This is a genomic window from Streptomyces sp. NPDC048172 (genome assembly GCF_043202595.1).
Lineage (GTDB): Bacteria > Actinomycetota > Actinomycetes > Streptomycetales > Streptomycetaceae > Streptomyces.
This window is the reverse complement of the sequence record NZ_JBIDAT010000003.1, coordinates 316,845-332,775: the sequence shown is the minus strand read 5'-3', so window position 1 is coordinate 332,775 and position 15,931 is coordinate 316,845. Positions and strand designations below refer to the sequence as shown.

At 74.3% G+C, this 15,931-nt stretch carries 8 protein-coding genes and 1 pseudogene; 4 read left to right on the top strand and 5 right to left on the bottom strand.

All coding sequences use genetic code 11. The features are described 5' to 3' along the window. Nucleotides 1–243: 243 nt before the first annotated feature. Complete coding sequence (locus ACGF3A_RS14930) at nucleotides 244–1,527, top strand: LCP family protein (RefSeq protein ID WP_393729641.1); 1,284 nt, start codon at nucleotides 244–246, stop codon at nucleotides 1,525–1,527. A gap of 58 nt (nucleotides 1,528–1,585) precedes the next feature. Here the strand turns inward: ACGF3A_RS14930 and ACGF3A_RS14925 are convergent, their stop codons facing one another. Both ACGF3A_RS14925 and ACGF3A_RS14920 read right to left on the bottom strand, forming a co-directional pair. Next, nucleotides 1,586–1,843: a hypothetical protein gene (locus tag ACGF3A_RS14925; RefSeq protein ID WP_393729639.1), complete on the bottom strand. Its 258-nt coding sequence runs from the start codon at nucleotides 1,841–1,843 to the stop codon at nucleotides 1,586–1,588. A gap of 13 nt (nucleotides 1,844–1,856) precedes the next feature. Then, nucleotides 1,857–3,917, bottom strand: a complete 2,061-nt coding sequence (locus ACGF3A_RS14920; protein WP_393729637.1) for a BTAD domain-containing putative transcriptional regulator — start codon at nucleotides 3,915–3,917, stop codon at nucleotides 1,857–1,859. Between the two features lie 272 nt (nucleotides 3,918–4,189). On the opposite strand from ACGF3A_RS14920, the pseudogene ACGF3A_RS14915 reads away from it, so the two are divergent. Beyond that, nucleotides 4,190–6,948: pseudogene (locus tag ACGF3A_RS14915) on the top strand (AAA family ATPase). Between the two features lie 72 nt (nucleotides 6,949–7,020). Here the strand turns inward: ACGF3A_RS14915 and ACGF3A_RS14910 are convergent. From ACGF3A_RS14910 to ACGF3A_RS14900, 3 genes are all read right to left on the bottom strand, one after another. Next, entirely contained in the window at nucleotides 7,021–10,152 is a 3,132-nt protein-coding gene (locus ACGF3A_RS14910; RefSeq protein ID WP_393729635.1) for a BTAD domain-containing putative transcriptional regulator, read from the bottom strand. 462 nt (nucleotides 10,153–10,614) lie between these two features. Further along, nucleotides 10,615–11,301, bottom strand: a complete 687-nt coding sequence (locus tag ACGF3A_RS14905) for a response regulator (protein WP_393729632.1) — start codon at nucleotides 11,299–11,301, stop codon at nucleotides 10,615–10,617. Next, the gene (locus tag ACGF3A_RS14900) at nucleotides 11,298–12,620 is read right to left on the bottom strand and encodes a sensor histidine kinase (RefSeq protein WP_393729630.1); all 1,323 of its coding nucleotides are present in this window, start codon (nucleotides 12,618–12,620) and stop codon (nucleotides 11,298–11,300) included. Before ACGF3A_RS14900 ends, ACGF3A_RS14905 begins: the two co-directional genes overlap by 4 nt. A gap of 203 nt (nucleotides 12,621–12,823) precedes the next feature. Between ACGF3A_RS14900 and ACGF3A_RS14895 the strand changes: the two genes are divergently transcribed. Both ACGF3A_RS14895 and ACGF3A_RS14890 read left to right on the top strand, forming a co-directional pair. Beyond that, on the top strand, nucleotides 12,824–13,555 hold the full coding sequence (locus tag ACGF3A_RS14895) for an ABC transporter ATP-binding protein (protein WP_393729628.1): 732 nt from the start codon (nucleotides 12,824–12,826) through the stop codon (nucleotides 13,553–13,555). Further along, nucleotides 13,552–15,921, top strand: coding sequence for an ABC transporter permease (locus tag ACGF3A_RS14890; RefSeq protein WP_393729626.1), 2,370 nt, complete (start codon nucleotides 13,552–13,554; stop codon nucleotides 15,919–15,921). Before ACGF3A_RS14895 ends, ACGF3A_RS14890 begins: the two co-directional genes overlap by 4 nt. Nucleotides 15,922–15,931 lie beyond the last annotated feature (10 nt).

The window sequence follows — 15,931 nt, the reverse complement described above, 5'->3', positions numbered from 1 at the left end:
GCAGCGGACACGGGGGCCGTCCGCAGCGCCATCTGCCCCCTCCACGTGGAGAGACGCCGAACGGTTCAATCGCCCTCCCCGCTCCCCTCGTCACACGGTGAACCCCTCTCCCAGCCGATCCGTGGTACGGGCATGGAGCCAAGGACACGAGGTCGCAGCGCCGGGCGCGGGGGCCGCAGGAGGCAGCAGACGAGGAGGACGCGGCTCACCCGTCGCGGACGGATACTCGCGTGGACCGGAGGCGTGCTCGCGGTACTGGTCCTGGGGGCCGCGGGGGCCGGGTTCTGGGCGTACCGGCAGCTCGACGGCAACATCACGTCCGCCGATCTGAAGCAGCGGCTGGACGGCGACCGCCCGGAGAAGCTGAGCTCAGGCTCGAAGAACATCCTGGTCGTCGGCTCGGACAGCCGTGCGGGCGCGAACGCGGAGTACGGCAAGGGCCTGGAGACGATGCAGTCGGACACGCTGATGGTCGTCCACCTGGCCGCGAACCGCGAGTGGGCGACGGTGATGTCGCTGCCGCGTGACTCCTACGTCCGTATCCCGTCCTGCGAGCGGGGCGACGGGAAGAAGTCGGCGCCGCACTCCTTCAAGATCAACGAGTCCTTCGCGATCGGCGGCAGCAAGGGCGACGTCGGCGCCGCGGCGGCCTGCACGATCAAGACCGTGGAGAAGAACACCGGGCTGCGCATGGACCACTTCATGTCGGTGGACTTCCAGGGCTTCAAGGGCATGGTCAACGCGCTGGGCGGCATCGAGGTCTGCCCCAAGGAGCCGATCCACGACAAGAAGGCCCACCTCGACATGGAGGCGGGCTGCCAGACCGTCAAGGACGAGAAGGCCCTGGGCTACGTCCGTACCCGCTACAGCGTCGGCGACGGCTCCGACCTCGGCCGCATCGGCCGCCAGCAAGAGTTCATGCGGGCCCTCGCGCGCAAGGCACAGAAGAAGGTGACCAGCCCCGCCGCGCTGTACGACTTCCTGGACTCCACGACCAAGTCCCTGACCACGGACGAAGAGCTGGCCGGGCTCAAGCCGCTCTACGAGCTGGCCTCCCAGGTCAAGGGCATCCCCCAGGACCGCCTCACCTTCCTGACCGTGCCCAACTACCCCCGGCAGGCCGACATTCCGGCCGACCGGGCCAACGTCGTCTGGCAGTACCCGCAGGCGGCCCGGCTCTTCGGCCAGCTCGCCCACGACGAGGAAGTCGACAAGAAGCGGATGGAAGCCGCGAGCGAGAATCCCGTGCCCACCCCGTCCGTACGCGTCCGCGTGCTCAACGGCACCGGACAGCCGGGGCGCGCGGCGCGGGTCGCCAAGGACCTGCGCGCCCTCGGCTTCACCGTCGCCTCCACCGGCAACACCCCCGAGCGGGCGAGGAAGACCACCGTCAGCTATCCCGGGAACCTCCGGCGCTCGGCCGAGGTCCTCGCCTCCCGCCTGCCGGGATCCGCCTCGCGGGCGGACGGGCGGGCATCAGGACCGGTGACACTCACCGTGGCGCAGGACTACGAGGGTCTGCGCTGACCCTCCCCTCACCGTTCCCGGGACGAGGCCCCGGCGGGACTTCCTCGTTCTTCACGAACTAGTTCTTCACGAACGTGCCTCCGCCCGGGCCGTTCACGACCAGATCGGGATTGGCGGAGCTTCCGACGGCGGTGATGTCGCGGGACTGGCCCTTCTTGTAGTCCAGGGAACCGACGTGGAACTTGCTCGGGGACTTGTGCCCGTAGACGTTGAACCGCCCGGAGCCGAGGCTCGGAGCGGTGGTGCACTTCCCCACTCGAATGGTCTTGGACCGCCAGCCCTGGCCGTTCCCCGATCCCACGAATTCCGCGCTCACGTCGTAGTTGCCCTTAGCGCAGATCTTGACGGTCCCGCCCTGGCTCTCGGCGGAGACCGCCGGGCTCGCCGTCGCGGCCACCGCTCCGGTGGCCATCAGCGCGGTGCCGCAGAACGCGATCGCCGTACGCGTGAGAGTCCTCGTCTTCGCCATGTGCGCTTCCTTTCCTCATATCTGCACGGTTATCGGGGTTGGTCATGACGTTATCCGGCGGATCTTGTCCGTACGTTGCCGATGGATTGCCGGATACGATCACCGGGCCCGCCACCCGCAGGTGCCGGGCCAGGCGTGCCGGGTCCGCGCCGTCGCGGCGCATGAGCTCGCGGGCGAGGGCCGCGTGCGCCCTCTGCCGCGCGGAGGGGGTGAGGGTGCCGAGCACCACCTCGCGCGACAGTTCGGGGAACCGGTAGCCCCCTTCGGGGCGATCCACGGGGCTCGCCTCCCATACCAGGAGCCACGCGGCGACGGCCGCGTCGATCAGCGGCAGCAGCACGTCAGGCGACGTGGCGTGGGTGTCGGCCAGCAGACCGATGTCGAGCCATTCGCCGTCGGCCGCCGCGTAGGTGAGCACCTCACGCACCCGGTCGGGGAGTTCGGCCAGCCGCGCGTGCACGGCGCCGCGCACCGCGGTGGGCACGCGCGCCGTCGGGCCGGTGCGCCGCTCCGGCGGCAGCTTGAGCAACTCGCACAGCGCGAACGGGTTTCCCGCCGCCCGCCGGTGCAGCGCCGCCGCCTCCTCGGCCGTCGCGGCGCCGCCGTGCGCCTCCAGGAGCTCGGTCACGTCCAGGACGGTCAGCGGCTCCAGCGGCAGCCACGTCGTGCCCCGGCGGGCCAGCGCCGACAGCAGCCCGTCGGCGGAGGGGTCGTCGGCGTTCCGGACCGCGCAGACGAACGCGACCGGCGCCTCCGGCAACGTGTCGACGAGCCGCAGCAGTCGGGAGTGGAAGGCGGGACGCGCCCGGTCGAGGTCGTCGACGACGCACAGGGTGGGGACCGGAGCGCGGGTGAGCGCGCGAACGAGTGCGTCCAGCGCCTCTCCCCCCGGTCGGCCGCCCGCGACGCGGACGACGGCGAAGCCCTCGGCCGCGGCCTTGGCGGCCGCCTCGTCGAGCAGCCGGGTCTTCCCTGAACCGGGCGCCCCGGAGACCACGGCCCACCCGGTGCGCCCGGACGCCGCACCCGACAGTACGGCGGTGAGCTGCGCGGTCTCCTCGGCCCGTCCGGCCAGGGGTGCGGCGACGGGCCCGCCGGCCGCGGTCACGGTGGTGGGAGCGGAGGCGGGCAGCACGTCGTCGAGGATCCCGGTGTCGTGCCGCAGGATCGCGGTGTGCAGCCTGCTCAGCCCGGGGCTGGGGTCCAGGCCCAGCTCGCCGGCCAGCATGTCCCGGAACCGGTCGTACCGGGCGAGCGCCTCGGCCGAACGGCCCGCCGCGTAGAGCGCGCGTATCAGCAGGGACCAGGACGTCTCCCGGAGCGGGGCGCTCTGCGAGAGCCCCTCGGCGACCTCGATCGCTCGCTCCACGTCGCCCTGGTGGAGGAGGATCGAGGCCCGCAGTTCCTTGGCGTCCTGGTGGGCCGAGTTGAGCCGTTCCCGTTCGCGTATCGCGAAGGGGAGTTCCGCCGCGTCGCCGAGTGCCTCGCCACGCCAGAGCCCGAGGGCCACGTCCAGCTCGCGCTGCGCGAAGAGGAGTTCTCCGCGCTTCAGGGCGCCGCGCACCCGGTGCAGGGAGTCCTCGAAGGCGCTCGTGTCCCGCGCGTCCCGGGGCGCCTTCAGGGCGTAGCCCGCCGAGTCGGCGACCAGCACGGTGGAGCGGGCACGCCGGGCCGGGTCGAGGACCGAACGCAGCCTGCTGACGTGGGCCCGCACCGAGGACATCGCACCGGCGGGCTGGTCGCCGTTCCACAGCGAGCGGCAGAGCTCGCCGACGGGAACGGGACGGCCGTCCTCGATGAGCAGCCGGGTGAGCAGCACTCTGCGCTGCCGCGGTCCCAGATCCAGTGTGCTGTCGCCGCGTTGGACCTGGACAGGGCCCAGCAGCCGGTACCGCGTGGTGCACGGCTCGGTCGGGTTCACTCCGGTCGTCACCTTCCCGCCCAGGGCACGGCTCGAAGCTCCGGCAAGGGCTGAGGCCCTGGTCACGGCCCAAGATTGTTCGCTCGTTGTCGGGCCCGCAATCGTGGAACACCACGAGAGGCACCACGAGATCAGCCGCGTTCCCGATTGAACCGCCCGCCCCGCGGGGCCGTTGTGCCCGCTGAGGTGCGGTCGGTGCCGCACCCGTCGGCACATCGGTACCTCGACACCTCGATACCTCGACACATCGGCACCTCGATATGGAGGAAGGGATGTTCGGAGACCTGCTGGAACGCGGCGCGGCACACGCGCTGATGGTGTCCGAGACCGAGCGCGTCCTCACCGGCGCGGGCCGCCTCGTCCTGGTGCGCGGCGCCACCGGGACCGGCCGGACCGCCGTGCTGGAGGCCACCGCGGCGTACGGCGCGCACCGCGGGCTCGATGTCCTGCACGTGCGCTGCGCCCGTGAGGACACGGCCCCCTTCTCCGCGATCCACCACCTCCTGGGTCACCCGGACGAGTACGCCGACGGGTACCCGGGCGCGAACGCGGGCCGCGCGGGCGACGACCGGGACACCGCCGCGTCGCTCTGGCGGCTGCTGCGCGCGCGGGCGGCGGAGTGCCCGGTGCTGGTCGCCGTCGACGACGTCCATCTCGCCGACGCCGCCTCGCGCCGCTGGCTCGTCGATGTGGCCCGCCGTATCGACCGGCTGGCCGTCCTGCTGGTGGTCACCGAGCGCAGCCAGTACGACATCGCACCCCGGCCGCCGGGACTGACGCACGAGTTGTCGCCGTCCCTCGTCCGCACGCACACCCTGGCCCCGCTCTCCGACGAGGGCTCGACCGCGCTCGTCCGGGCCACCGTCCCCGCGGCCACGGCGCGGTGGACGGCGGAGTGCGTACGGGCGGGCGCCGGTGTCCCCCTGCTGCTGCGCGCGCTCCTGGACGACCTGCACCAGGTCCAGCGCCAGGCCGTGCCCGAGCGGTGCGCCGCGCTCTACCCCGGTGCCTACCCGGCGGCGGTCTCCTGGTGGCTGGAGAGCGCGGGGCCCGCGACGGCCGCGGCTGCCAGGACCCTGGCCGTCCTGGAACGGCCCGACTCCGAGGGCGGCTCCGACGGACCGGCCTGGCTGCTCGCCGAGTCGGCCGGGTCCGACCCGGCCCGCACGGCGGGCTGGCTCACCGCGATGCTCCGGATCGGCCTGCTGCGCCCCGACGCCGCGGGCCTCGTGCGCTACGCGCACCCCCTGCTGCGCGACGCCGTCCTCGCGGGCTGGACCGCCGGGGCGAGGGAGGCCGCGGCGCTGTCCGCCGCCGAGGCGATGCTGCGCCGCGGCGACCATGTGGAGTCCATGGCGCGGCAGTTGTTGAGCAGCGGGACGTCGGGAGGGGACTGGGTGCTGCGCGTGCTGCGGGACGGCGTCACCGTCGCCGTCCGCGAAGGCCGCGACAGCGACGCCGTCCGCTATCTGCGCCGGGCTCTGGACGAGCCGCTCCCCGACGCTCTGCGCCAGTCGCTGACCACGCGGCTGGGCTCGCTGGAGTACGGCTGCGCCAACGCCCCCGCCGGCATCCGGCGGCTCGCCGAGGCGCTGCGCCTGCCCGCCGAACCCCGCGACCGCGTCCGTGCCGCGCTCGCCCTCGGCACCGCGCTGACCGACCAGGGCGAGGTGCGCCCCGCCGTGAGCGTGCTGCGCGGGACCGAGCGGGAGCTGGCCGGAGACCCCCTGCTCGTCCGTACGGTACGGACCGCGTCCGTCCTGCTCTCGGAGCAGGACCCGGCGGCACGCCGGGCCGCGTACCAGCGGCTGCGTGACGCCGCCGAGGACAGCGCGGAGACCGTCGGCGCGGCCGCGCTCGCCCTGCTGGTGCGTGACGCTGCCACGTCCGGCGAGATCTCGGCCCGCGCGGCGACGGCCCGCCTGCGGGAACTGCTGAGCGAGCCCACGGACCCCGTGGAGGAGAGCTTCCTCCTGGGCACGGCCGCCACCGTCGCCCTGTGGGCCGACGAACTCGACGAGGCGGAAGGGCTGGTGGAACGCGGCCTGGCGGGGCAGTCCCCCGTGCTGCTGCACCCCATGCACCAGCCCCTGCTCGACCTGCGCGCGGACCTCGTCGCCGCTCGCGGGGACCACGTACGGCTGCTCGCCGGGCACGCGGAGCAGGGCCGGGCGGCGGCCCGCCGCTCCCAGCCGACGAACGCCGCCGCGCGCACCCTGCGCGCCCTGGTCGAGACCGGCCGGCTGCGGGAGGCGCGGCAATACGCCGACCGCTTCGCCCTCAACCCGGCGCTGGAGTCCTGGGAGATCAGCCGGTTCCTGCACGCCCGCGGCACCCTGCGGTCGGCGCTGGGAGACACGACGGGTGCGCTGCACGACTTCCTGGAGTGCGGACGCAAGCAGTCGGCCCATACGGTGCTGAGCCCGGTCGCCACCCCCTGGCGGACGGCGGCGGCCGAGTGCTGGCTGACGCTGGGCGACCGGCGGCGCGCCGAGGCACTGGCGTACGAGGAGGTGCGGCTGGCCCGGTTGTGGGACACCCCGCGCGCGGTGGGACGGGCCCTGCGCGGCCTCGCCCTGGCGACCCCGGGGCAGCACGGCCTCGAACTCACCGAGGAGGCCGTCTCCGTGCTGCGCCGCTCGCCGGACCGCGGCGAGCTGATCCGCGCGCTGCTCGACCAGGGGCGCCGCCTCACCGCCGCGGGCCGACGGAACCAGGCCCGGGCCTGTCTGCACGAGGCGGCCGAGCGGGCGGAGCGGAGCGGAGCGGGGCCGACGGCCTGCGGCTCTCCGCCGAGACGGCTCTGCGCGCGGTGGGCGCCCGCCGCATCTCCGCCGCGCACACCGGCTCCGAGGCGCTCACCCTCAGCGAGCGCCGCATCGCCGAACTGGCCGCCGGCGGGCGTACGAACACGGAGATCTGCGCCTTCCTGAGCGTGGCCCGCCGCACCGTCGAGACGCACCTCACGAGCACCTACCGCAAGCTGGGCATCCGGGGCCGCGGAGAGCTCCAGGCCGCGCTCACGCGCTGACCCGCGCGGAACTCCCCCGCTCCGGCCGCTCGGTGGAGCGCGTGCGTCGGCCGGGCCAGGTGCGAGGGCAGTTCACTCGGGATGCGCGTGCCCCGCGGACGCGGACGCGCACGCGGTCCGGTGCAGGGGCCGGGTCGGTTCCGGGGCGGCCTCCGTGCCCACCTCCGGAGCACGCTCGCCCGCTTCCAGGCGGCGGAGCCTGGCCCTGATGCCCTCGGCGCCCGGACGGCCCGACTCCTCGAAGAGCGCCAGTGCCTGCTGCCATCGGTCACGGGCCTCTTCCGGACGGCCCGCGTCCAGGAGCACGTCACCGAGGTGGCCGAGGGTGTCGCCCTCGCCCCCGGGGTTGCCGACGTCACGGAGCACGTCGAGTGCCTCGTGGTAGCTCTCCACCGCTTCACCGAGGCGGCGTTGCCGGTGCAGGGCGGTGCCGAGCGAGGCGAGCGTGGCGCCCTCGAACCAGCAGTTTCCGGTGGTACGCAGGAGCCGCAAGCCCTTCCGCAGGTAGTCGACGGCCTCGTCGTACCGGCCCAGTCGCAGGCAGGCGTCGCCCAGATGCGCCAGGGCGATGCCCTCGGCCCAGTCGTCGCCGTTGGCACGGGAGAGCGCCAGCGAGCGGTTGAGGAAGTCGAAGGCCTCGTCGAGCTGTCCCGAGTGCAGATAGGCGACGCCGAGGCCGCTCACGGCCTGGGAGCTGCCGTAGGTGTCGCCGAGCCGCTGGTAGAGCAGCATCGCCGCGCGGTAGTGCTCGACGGCCTCGTCGAGACGGCCCATCGCCGTGGACGCGGCGGCCACCTCGGTGAGGCTCCACGCCTCGCCCCTGCGGTCGTTCGCCCCGCGGGCCCCTTCCAGCCGGGTCCGCGCCGTGTTGAGCCAGTCGTGCATGTTGCCGCTGAGGAAGGCGAACCCCCACAGGGAGATGGTCAGCTGCCAGGCGAGGTCGGGCCGGCGCGTTCGCGCGGCCAGGTCCACGGTGGCGACGAGGTTGGGGCGCTCGGTCTCGCACCATCGCAGCGCCTCGTCGCGCGAGGCGAATGTCATGGGCTCGCACCCCGGGGGCAGGGGCTTGAGGGGCAGGGGGCGGTGGCGCGGGGCGAGGTGGGCGTAGACGCTGTCCGCGGTGTGCAGGTACCAGTACATGAGCTGTTCCAGGGCCTGCCGCCGCTCCTCCGGCGGCCCCTGTGCCGCGGCGCGTTCGGCGGCGTAGACGCGCAGGAGGTCGTGCAGGGTGTAGCGGCCGGGGACGCGCTCGGTCAGCAGACTGACCCGGGTGATCTCGGCGAGCAGGCGCCGGGTCTCGCGCAGCGGGAGCCCGGCCAGCGCCGCCGCGGCGTGTGCGGAGATGTCGGGCCCGGAGGGCAGGCCCAGCAGGCGGAACAGCCGCGCGGCCGGGGCGGAGAGGGCCTGGTAGGACCAGGAGAAGACGGTGCGTACGTCCGTGGTGGGGTCGCCACCGGTGAGCGCGTCGAGGTTGCCGCGGCTCTCGCGCAGCTCCCTGGCGACGGTGTCGAGCGCGAACGTCGGATTGGTCGCCGCGCGGGCCGCGACGACGGCGAGGGCCAGGGGCAGACGGCCGCAGCGCTCGACGATCTCCTCGGCGGCCCCGGGTTCCGCCCTGAGCGCCGCGGCCCCGATGCGGCGCGCCAGGAAGTCGTGGGCCTCGGCGGACGCCAGGGGGCTGAGCATCATCGGCCGGGCGCCCTCGTTGGCGATGAGGCCGGTGAGCTGGCTGCGGCTGGTCACGATGACCAGGCAGCCCGGAGAGCCGGGCAGCAGCGGGCGTACCTGCTCGGCGTCGCGGGCGTTGTCGAGGACGATCAGCATCCGCCGGTCGGCGAGCAGGCTGCGGTACAGCGCCGCCTGCGCTTCCAGCGAGTCCGGGACGGACTGCGGGGGGAGGCCGAGGGCGTTGAGGAAGATCCGGACAGCCTCGGCCGAGGCGATGACGGCGCCGGTGGGGTCGAATCCGCGCAGATTGATGTAGAGCTGCCCGTCGGGGTATCGGTGGGCGATCCGGTGGGCCCAGTGCACGGCCAGTGCCGTCTTGCCGATACCGGCCATGCCGCTGATCACCGTGGTGGGCGGGCCCGACGGGTTGTCCGCCGCGAGGTGCAGGGCCTGCCCGAGTTCGTCCTCGCGCCCGCTGAAGTGGGGCAGGTCGGCGGGGAGCTGTGCGGGCGTGGCCGTTCGGGACGCGGCCTCGGCGTCCTCCTGTGCGGAGGGTTCCTGCGGGCGGGCCTCCTGCTCGGGGCCGGGAACTGGGGCAGGGCCAGGGGCAGGGGCCTCGACAGGGATCGATGCCGAAGCCGGGGACGCTGCCTGAGCAGGGGCCGAGGAGGGCGCGGTCAGCGAGGGGTCGGCCGCGAGGATGCGCCCGTGCAGGTCCCGCAGTGACGCGTTGGGCTCGACGCCCAGCTCTTCCACCAGCGTGCCGCGCGTCCTGCGGTACGCCGCCAGCGCCTCGGACTGCCGTCCCGACCGGTACAGCGCGAGCATGAGCAGCCGGACCAGCCGTTCCCGCAGCGGGTGCTCGCCGCTCAGCGCGACCAGGGTCGGGACCGCCTCGCCCAGGCGCCCGAGTTCGACGTCGATGTCCAGGCGGGTCTCCAGCGCGAGCAGCCGCTCCTCGGCCAGCCGGGAGCGCTCGGCCTCGGCCAGCGGGCCCGGCAGTCCGGCCAGCGGCGCCCCTTCCCACGCCTCCAGCGCGGAGCGCAGCAGCCGCGCCGCCGCCGGGAGCGCGCCCTCGGCGCGCAGCTTCTGCGCCTCGGCGACCCGCTGCTCGAACACGTCCAGGTCCAGGCCGTCTTCGGGGATGTGGATCAGATAGCCGTCCGTGACCGAGACGAGCACCTGCGGGGAGTCGGCGGCGCGCGATCCGGACTTCAGCGCCTTGCGCAGTCGCGACACATAGGTGCGCAGCACGGACACGGCGGCGTTCGGCGGCTCCTCGCCCCAGACGGCGTCGACCAGTTCGGAGACCGTGACCGGCCGCCCCCGCCGCAGCAGCAGCGCCGCCAGCACCATTCTCTGCTGCGGCGAACCGAGCTCCAGCTCCGTGGTGTCTCTCCACGCCCTGACCCGGCCCAGTACGGCGAAGCGCAGCTGAGCGGCTGCTCGGTCCGGGGGCACGGAGCCGTGCCCCTCGCTGTCCTCGACGCGGTGTTCGGCGAAGTCCGCCACCGCGACGGGCTCGGGCAATGCCACGTGATTCCTCCCTGGAGCGGGCCCGGGGGCAGCGAGCCGCCCGGCGCCTCGGACGACCACAGCTTGTTCCGCCCCCCGCCTCCGGCGCCACAGATCGCGGCCACTACGGGACGTTGGATCGCTGGAACGGGCTCTGAGCTGCAGGAATACCAGTGCCCTGGAACGGCGGAATGGGATGCCGAAGGGGATGAGGAACCGCGGAAGGAGAGGGGTTCCAGGCCCGGCGGGCTCCGGCCGGGGCCGGGTGGGGCGCCCGGTGGGAGCCGGCGGTTCTCGACCACCGGGCGCCTGGCCGGTCCGGGAGCCGGACGCCCGCGCTGCGCGTCGCTCCCTGTCGGCCGCACGGATGACACGGATGACGGCCGGGATCGGTTCAACGGGCAACCGTCCGGGGTCTCCGGGGAAGCGCAGGCCCCGGTCCGCTCGTACGGTCGGCGCCCGGGCGGTCGGCGCCCGAGCCGTCTACGCCTGGTCCGGCGCCTCGTTCTCGCCCGCGCTGACCAGCCCCGTCTCGTAGGCGACGATGACCGCCTGGACGCGGTCGCGGAGGCCGAGCTTGGCGAGGATGCGGGCCACGTGCGTCTTGACGGTGGCCTCGGCGAGGTGGAGGCGGGCGGCGAGTTCGGCGTTGGTCAGGCCGCGGGCCAGCAGGCCGAGGACCTCCAGTTCGCGCGGGGTGAGCGAGGCGAGGTCGCGGTGGAGCGCCGCGGTGCCGTCGCCGTGCCGGGTGAACCGCTGGACGAGGCGGCGGGTGATGGCGGGGGCGAGGAGCGCGTCGCCGGTACGGACCGTACGGACGGCGGCGGTCAGGTGTTCGGGGCTGACGTCCTTGAGGAGGAAGCCGCTGGCCCCGGCGGAGAGCGCCGCGTAGACGTACCGGTCGAGGTCGAAGGTGGTCAGGATGATCACACGGGGCCCGCCCTCGGCCCCGGTGAGGATGCGGCGGGTGGCCTCCAGGCCGTCCATGCCGGGCATCCGGATGTCCATCAGGACCACGTCGGGGCGGGTGCGGCGGACGGCCTCGACCGCTTCGAGGCCGTCGGTCGCCTCGGCGACGACGTCGATGCCGTCGGCGCCGAGGATCAGCCGGAACCCCGTACGGACCAGGGTCTGGTCGTCGGCGAGAAGGACACGGAGCGGCTCGGTCACGGTGTCTCCAGGGGGATCAGCGCCTCCACACGGTAACCGCCGGTCAGGCGTCGCCCCGTGGTGAGGGTGCCGTCGTAGACGGCGAGGCGCTCGCGCAGGCCGATCAGGCCGCGGCCGTTCCCGGTGACCGCGCCGCTCGCCGCGCCGGTGGCCGGGTGCCCGCCGGTGTCGGTGACCTCCACCCGGAGCTGCTCCGGCCGGTGTTCGACGGTCACGGCGGCGGTGGCGCCTGAGGCGTGCTTCACGGTGTTGGTCAGGGCCTCCTGGACCACGCGGTAGGCGGCGAGCCCGATGCCGGGCGGGAGATCGCGGGGCGGGCCGACGACGTCCAGGGTGACGGCCAGTCCGGCGTCCCGTACTCGTCCGACGAGCGCGTCCAGCTGGCCGAGGCCGGGCTGCGGGGCCAGTTCGGTCGCCGCGCCGGGTTCCGCCGCCGCGCCGGACGGGTCGTCCTCGGGCCCGTCCAGCGTGAGCAGGCCCATGACGTGCCGCAGTTCGGTCATGGCCGCCCGGCCGCCCGCCTCGACCGCGAGCAGGGCCTCGCCCGCCTGCTCGGGCGCGGTCTTCATGATCTTGCGCGCCGCGCCCGCCTGGATGACCATCACGCTGACGTTGTGCGTGACGACGTCGTGCAGTTCGCGGGCGATCCGCGCGCGCTCGTGCGCGACCGCCCGCCGCAGCGCCTCGGCCTGTTCGCGTTCCAGGGCTGTGAGCCGGGTCCGCCCCTCGTCGCTCCGGCGCTTCCAGGTGCGCAGCCCCAGCGCCGCCCCGGCCATCGGGACCAGGATCAGCAGGGCGATGTACTCGTTGGGGACGATCGGCGTCACCGAGTTCCCCGAGGTGCCGACCAGGAGGACCGACGCGGGGATCGCCGCCAGGGTCGCCGTCCGGTACGGGCTGTGGACGGCGGCGCTGTAGACGGCGACAAGGAACGCGTAGAACGTCAGCCGCAGCACGCTCTGCGGCGTCGCCAGCGTCGCGGCCGTCACGACGCACAGCACGGCGAGCGGGTAGCGGCGGCGCAGCGCGAGGGCGCCCGAGGCGATGGCCGCGAGGGTCACCATGTAGGCCAGGCCGCCGGGCCCGGACGGGCGCGGCACGGTCCTCATCACGCCGGGTGCGATCTCCCGCACCACGACGTTTCCGGCGTTGTCGATCCCGTAGTAGACGGTGACGATCCCGAGCGCCAGTGCCATCAGCGCGTCGAACTGCCAGGCGCGCCGGGTGGGCCGCAGCGGCGGGCCGCTCGGGCGCCCGGCGTCGCGGGCGGCTTCCCGGAACCGGTGCAGCGTCCTACGTACGTTCCTCACCCGGGTCATTGTCGCCGCCGCGCGGACCCGCGGAATCCGTCTCCGCGACGGTTCCCGCCGCACCGGCTACCTCGCTCGCCTACATCGCAGGGATGACGTGTGCGCGGCTCCTCCCCGCTCGGTACGGCAAGGGGTCCGGGCGGCCGACGCGTACGGGCCGGGCCCGCTCCTAGCGTTCAGGCGGCCGATCGGCCCGAACCTAGGAGACTTCGATGAGCAGCAGCACGCCGGTGATCGAACTGCGCGAGGTGAGCCGCCGTTACGACGACGGTCCGCCCGCGCTCCAGCACGCGTCGCTGACCGTGCGGCGCGGCGAGGCCGTCGCGGTCCTCGGCCCGTCCGGCAGCGGCAAGTCCACGCTGCTCAACCTGATCGCGGGCCTGGACCGGCCCGACACGGGGACGGTCACGGTGGACGGCGTACGGGTGGACCAGCTGGACGAGGCCGGTTCGGCGCTCCACCGGCGGTCGAGGATCGGCATGGTCTTCCAGTTCTTCAACCTGCTCGACGATCTGACCGTCACCGACAACGTCGTCCTGCCCGCGCGGCTCGCGGGCATGGCACGCGCCGAGGCGGGCCGCCGGGCGGCCGAGCTGCTGGAGAACCTCGGCATCGGCCGGCATGCCCGCGCCCACCCCGGGCGGCTGTCGGGCGGCGAGCGGCAGCGCGTCGCGGTGGCACGGGCGTTGATGAACCGGCCCGCGCTGCTGCTGGCCGACGAGCCGACCGGCGCCCTGGACACGGCCGCGGGACAGGACGTCAGCAAGCTGCTCGGCGCGCTCAACTCCGAGGGCCAGACGGTCGTCGTGGTCACCCACGACCTGGCACTGGCCCGGTCCTGCACGGACCGTACGGTCAGGATCGCCGACGGCCGGATCACCGAGGACGTTCCGTCGCGGGCCGTCGCCCCGGAGACGCCGGAGACCCCGGAGGCCCTCCGATGAGCGCGCTCGGCAATGTGGTGCGCGCGGGCGTGGGACGGCGCCGGGTGCAGACGCTGGTGATCGGTCTGGCCACGCTGATGGCCGTCGCGGCCTCCGTGCTCGGCGGTTCGCTGCTGGTGATCTCCAGCGCGCCCTTCGACGACGCCTTCGACCGGCAGCAGGGCGCGCATCTCTCGATGCGGTTCGACGCGGACAAGGTGAGCGCCGCTCAGCTGACGAGGTCGAAGGGCGCGGGGGAAGTCAGCGGCGCGGCCGGTCCGTTCCGCACGGCGACGGTCACCCCGAAGGCGGACGGGACGGGTCCGGGGTGGCCGATGACCGTGGTCGGCCGGGACCGTCCCGGCCGGGGGCCGGACAAGGTCGCGCTGCTGGAGGGCCGGTGGCCCGCCCGTGACGGGGAGATCGTGCTCTCCGCTGGCTCCTCGGTCATCCCCACCCTCGGCAAGAGGCTCGCGTTCTCCCGGCTGCCCGGCGGCCCGACGCTGACGGTGGTCGGGGTGGCCCGCTCGGTCACCGGGACCGCCGACGCGTGGGTGGCGCCGTCCCAGACGGCGGCGCTCACCGCGCCCGGCAGCGGCGGCTACCAGATGCTCTACCGCTTCGCCGAGGCGGACACCGCCGCGCGGATCACCGCGGGCGGCAAGGCGGTCACGCGGTCGCTGCCGCGGGGCGCGGCCGTGGGCGAGCAGTCCTGGCTCACCGTGAAGAGGTCCGCCGAGCGTGACACCGCCGTATACGTCCCGTTCCTCGTCGCGTTCGGCGCCCTGGGGCTGGTCATGTCGGTGCTCATCGTCGGCAACGTCGTCGCGTCGGCCGTGGGTACGGGAACGCGGCGCATCGGCATCCTCAAGGCGGTCGGCTTCACCCCGGCCCAGGTCGTCCGCGCGTACGTGGGCCAGGCGCTGGTCCCGGCCGCCGTCGGCACGGTCCTCGGCGTGCTCGTCGGCCATCTGCTCGCCGTGCCCGTGCTGGCCGAGACCGAAGAGGTGTACGGCTCCTCGTCCCTGTCCGTCGCCCCCTGGGTCGACGTGACGGTGATCGCCGGGGCGCTCGGCCTGGTGACGGTGACCGCGTGGGCGAGCGCCTGGCGGGCGGGACGGCTGCGTACGGTCGACGCGCTCGCCGTCGGACGTGACTCCTCCGGACGTAACTCCTCGGCGCGGCGCGGGCGGTGGGCGGCCCGGCTGGCCGGACGGCTGCCGTTGCCGCTGCCGCTCGCACTGGGCCTGGCCCGGCCCCTCGCGCGGCCGGGGCGGGCACTGGCCATGGGGTCCGCGGTCCTGCTCGGCGCCGTCGCCGTCACGTTCACCGTGGGGATGGGCGCCACGCTCGGCGAGGTGATGAAGGCCAAGTCCCACGACGTCGCCGACGTGGTCGTGCCCGCGCCCCTGCCGGACTTCGGCCCTCCGGGGCCCGGCGGCGAGGAGCGGCGGAAGCCCCGGGCCGACCCCGACGCGGTCGCCGCGGCCGTCAAGTCGGCCGACGGGACCGGCAGGTACTACCGGGCCTCGACCGTACGCGCGAACGTCGCCGGGCTGACCGGCACCGTCGACGTGGTCGCCTTCACGGGCGACGCGTCGTGGGGCGGCTACGCGATGGTCTCGGGCCGCTGGATCGACGGACCCGGCGAGGCCGTCGTCCCGACCCCCTTCCTGTCCGCCACCGGTACCCGTGTCGGCGACACGGTCACCCTCGACGGCCTGGACCGGCCGGTCAGGGTCCGGATCGTGGGTGAGGTCCTCGACCCCCGCAACGACGGCATGCAGGTCTTCACCGACGCCGCGAGCCTCAAGGGCGCGCACCCCGATCTCACGGAGACGAGCCATCACATCGAGGTCGCGTCCGGCACCGCCGTACCCGCCTACGTGACCGCGCTCAACAAGGAGCTAGCGCCGCTGGGGAGCACCGCCCGCGCGGGCGGGCTCGGCGCCGGGGGCGACATGGTCGTCACGCTCAACGCGCTCTCGGCGCTCCTCACGCTGATGCTCGTCGCCGTCGCCGGGCTCGGCGTGCTCAACGGCGTGCTGCTCGACACCCGCGAGCGCGTCCGGGAGCTGGGGGTCCACAAGGCGCTCGGGATGACGCCCCGCCAGACCGTCGCGATGGTCCTCACCTCGGTCGTCGTGACCGGCCTTGTCGCGGGCGCCGTGGGCGTACCGCTCGGCGTGGCCCTGCACGGCTGGGTCCTCCCCGCGATGGGCGAGAGCGTGGGGCTCCGCTTCCCCGACTCCGTGATCGCCGTCTACCACGCGGCCGAGCTGCTCCCGCTCGCCCTCGGCGGCCTGCTCATCGCCGTGCTGGGCGCGCTCCTGCCCGCGGGCTGGGCGGCCAGGGCCCGGACGGCCACGGCCCTGCGCACCGAATAGGGCCGGGAGG

Excerpts from the sequence above, each read along its gene's own strand:
- ACGF3A_RS14900 (WP_393729630.1), bottom strand. The coding sequence starts at position 12,620 with ATGACCCGGGTGAGGAACGTACGTAGGACGCTGCACCGGTTCCGGGAA.
- ACGF3A_RS14895 (WP_393729628.1), top strand. The coding sequence starts at position 12,824 with ATGAGCAGCAGCACGCCGGTGATCGAACTGCGCGAGGTGAGCCGCCGT.
- ACGF3A_RS14890 (WP_393729626.1), top strand. The coding sequence starts at position 13,552 with ATGAGCGCGCTCGGCAATGTGGTGCGCGCGGGCGTGGGACGGCGCCGG.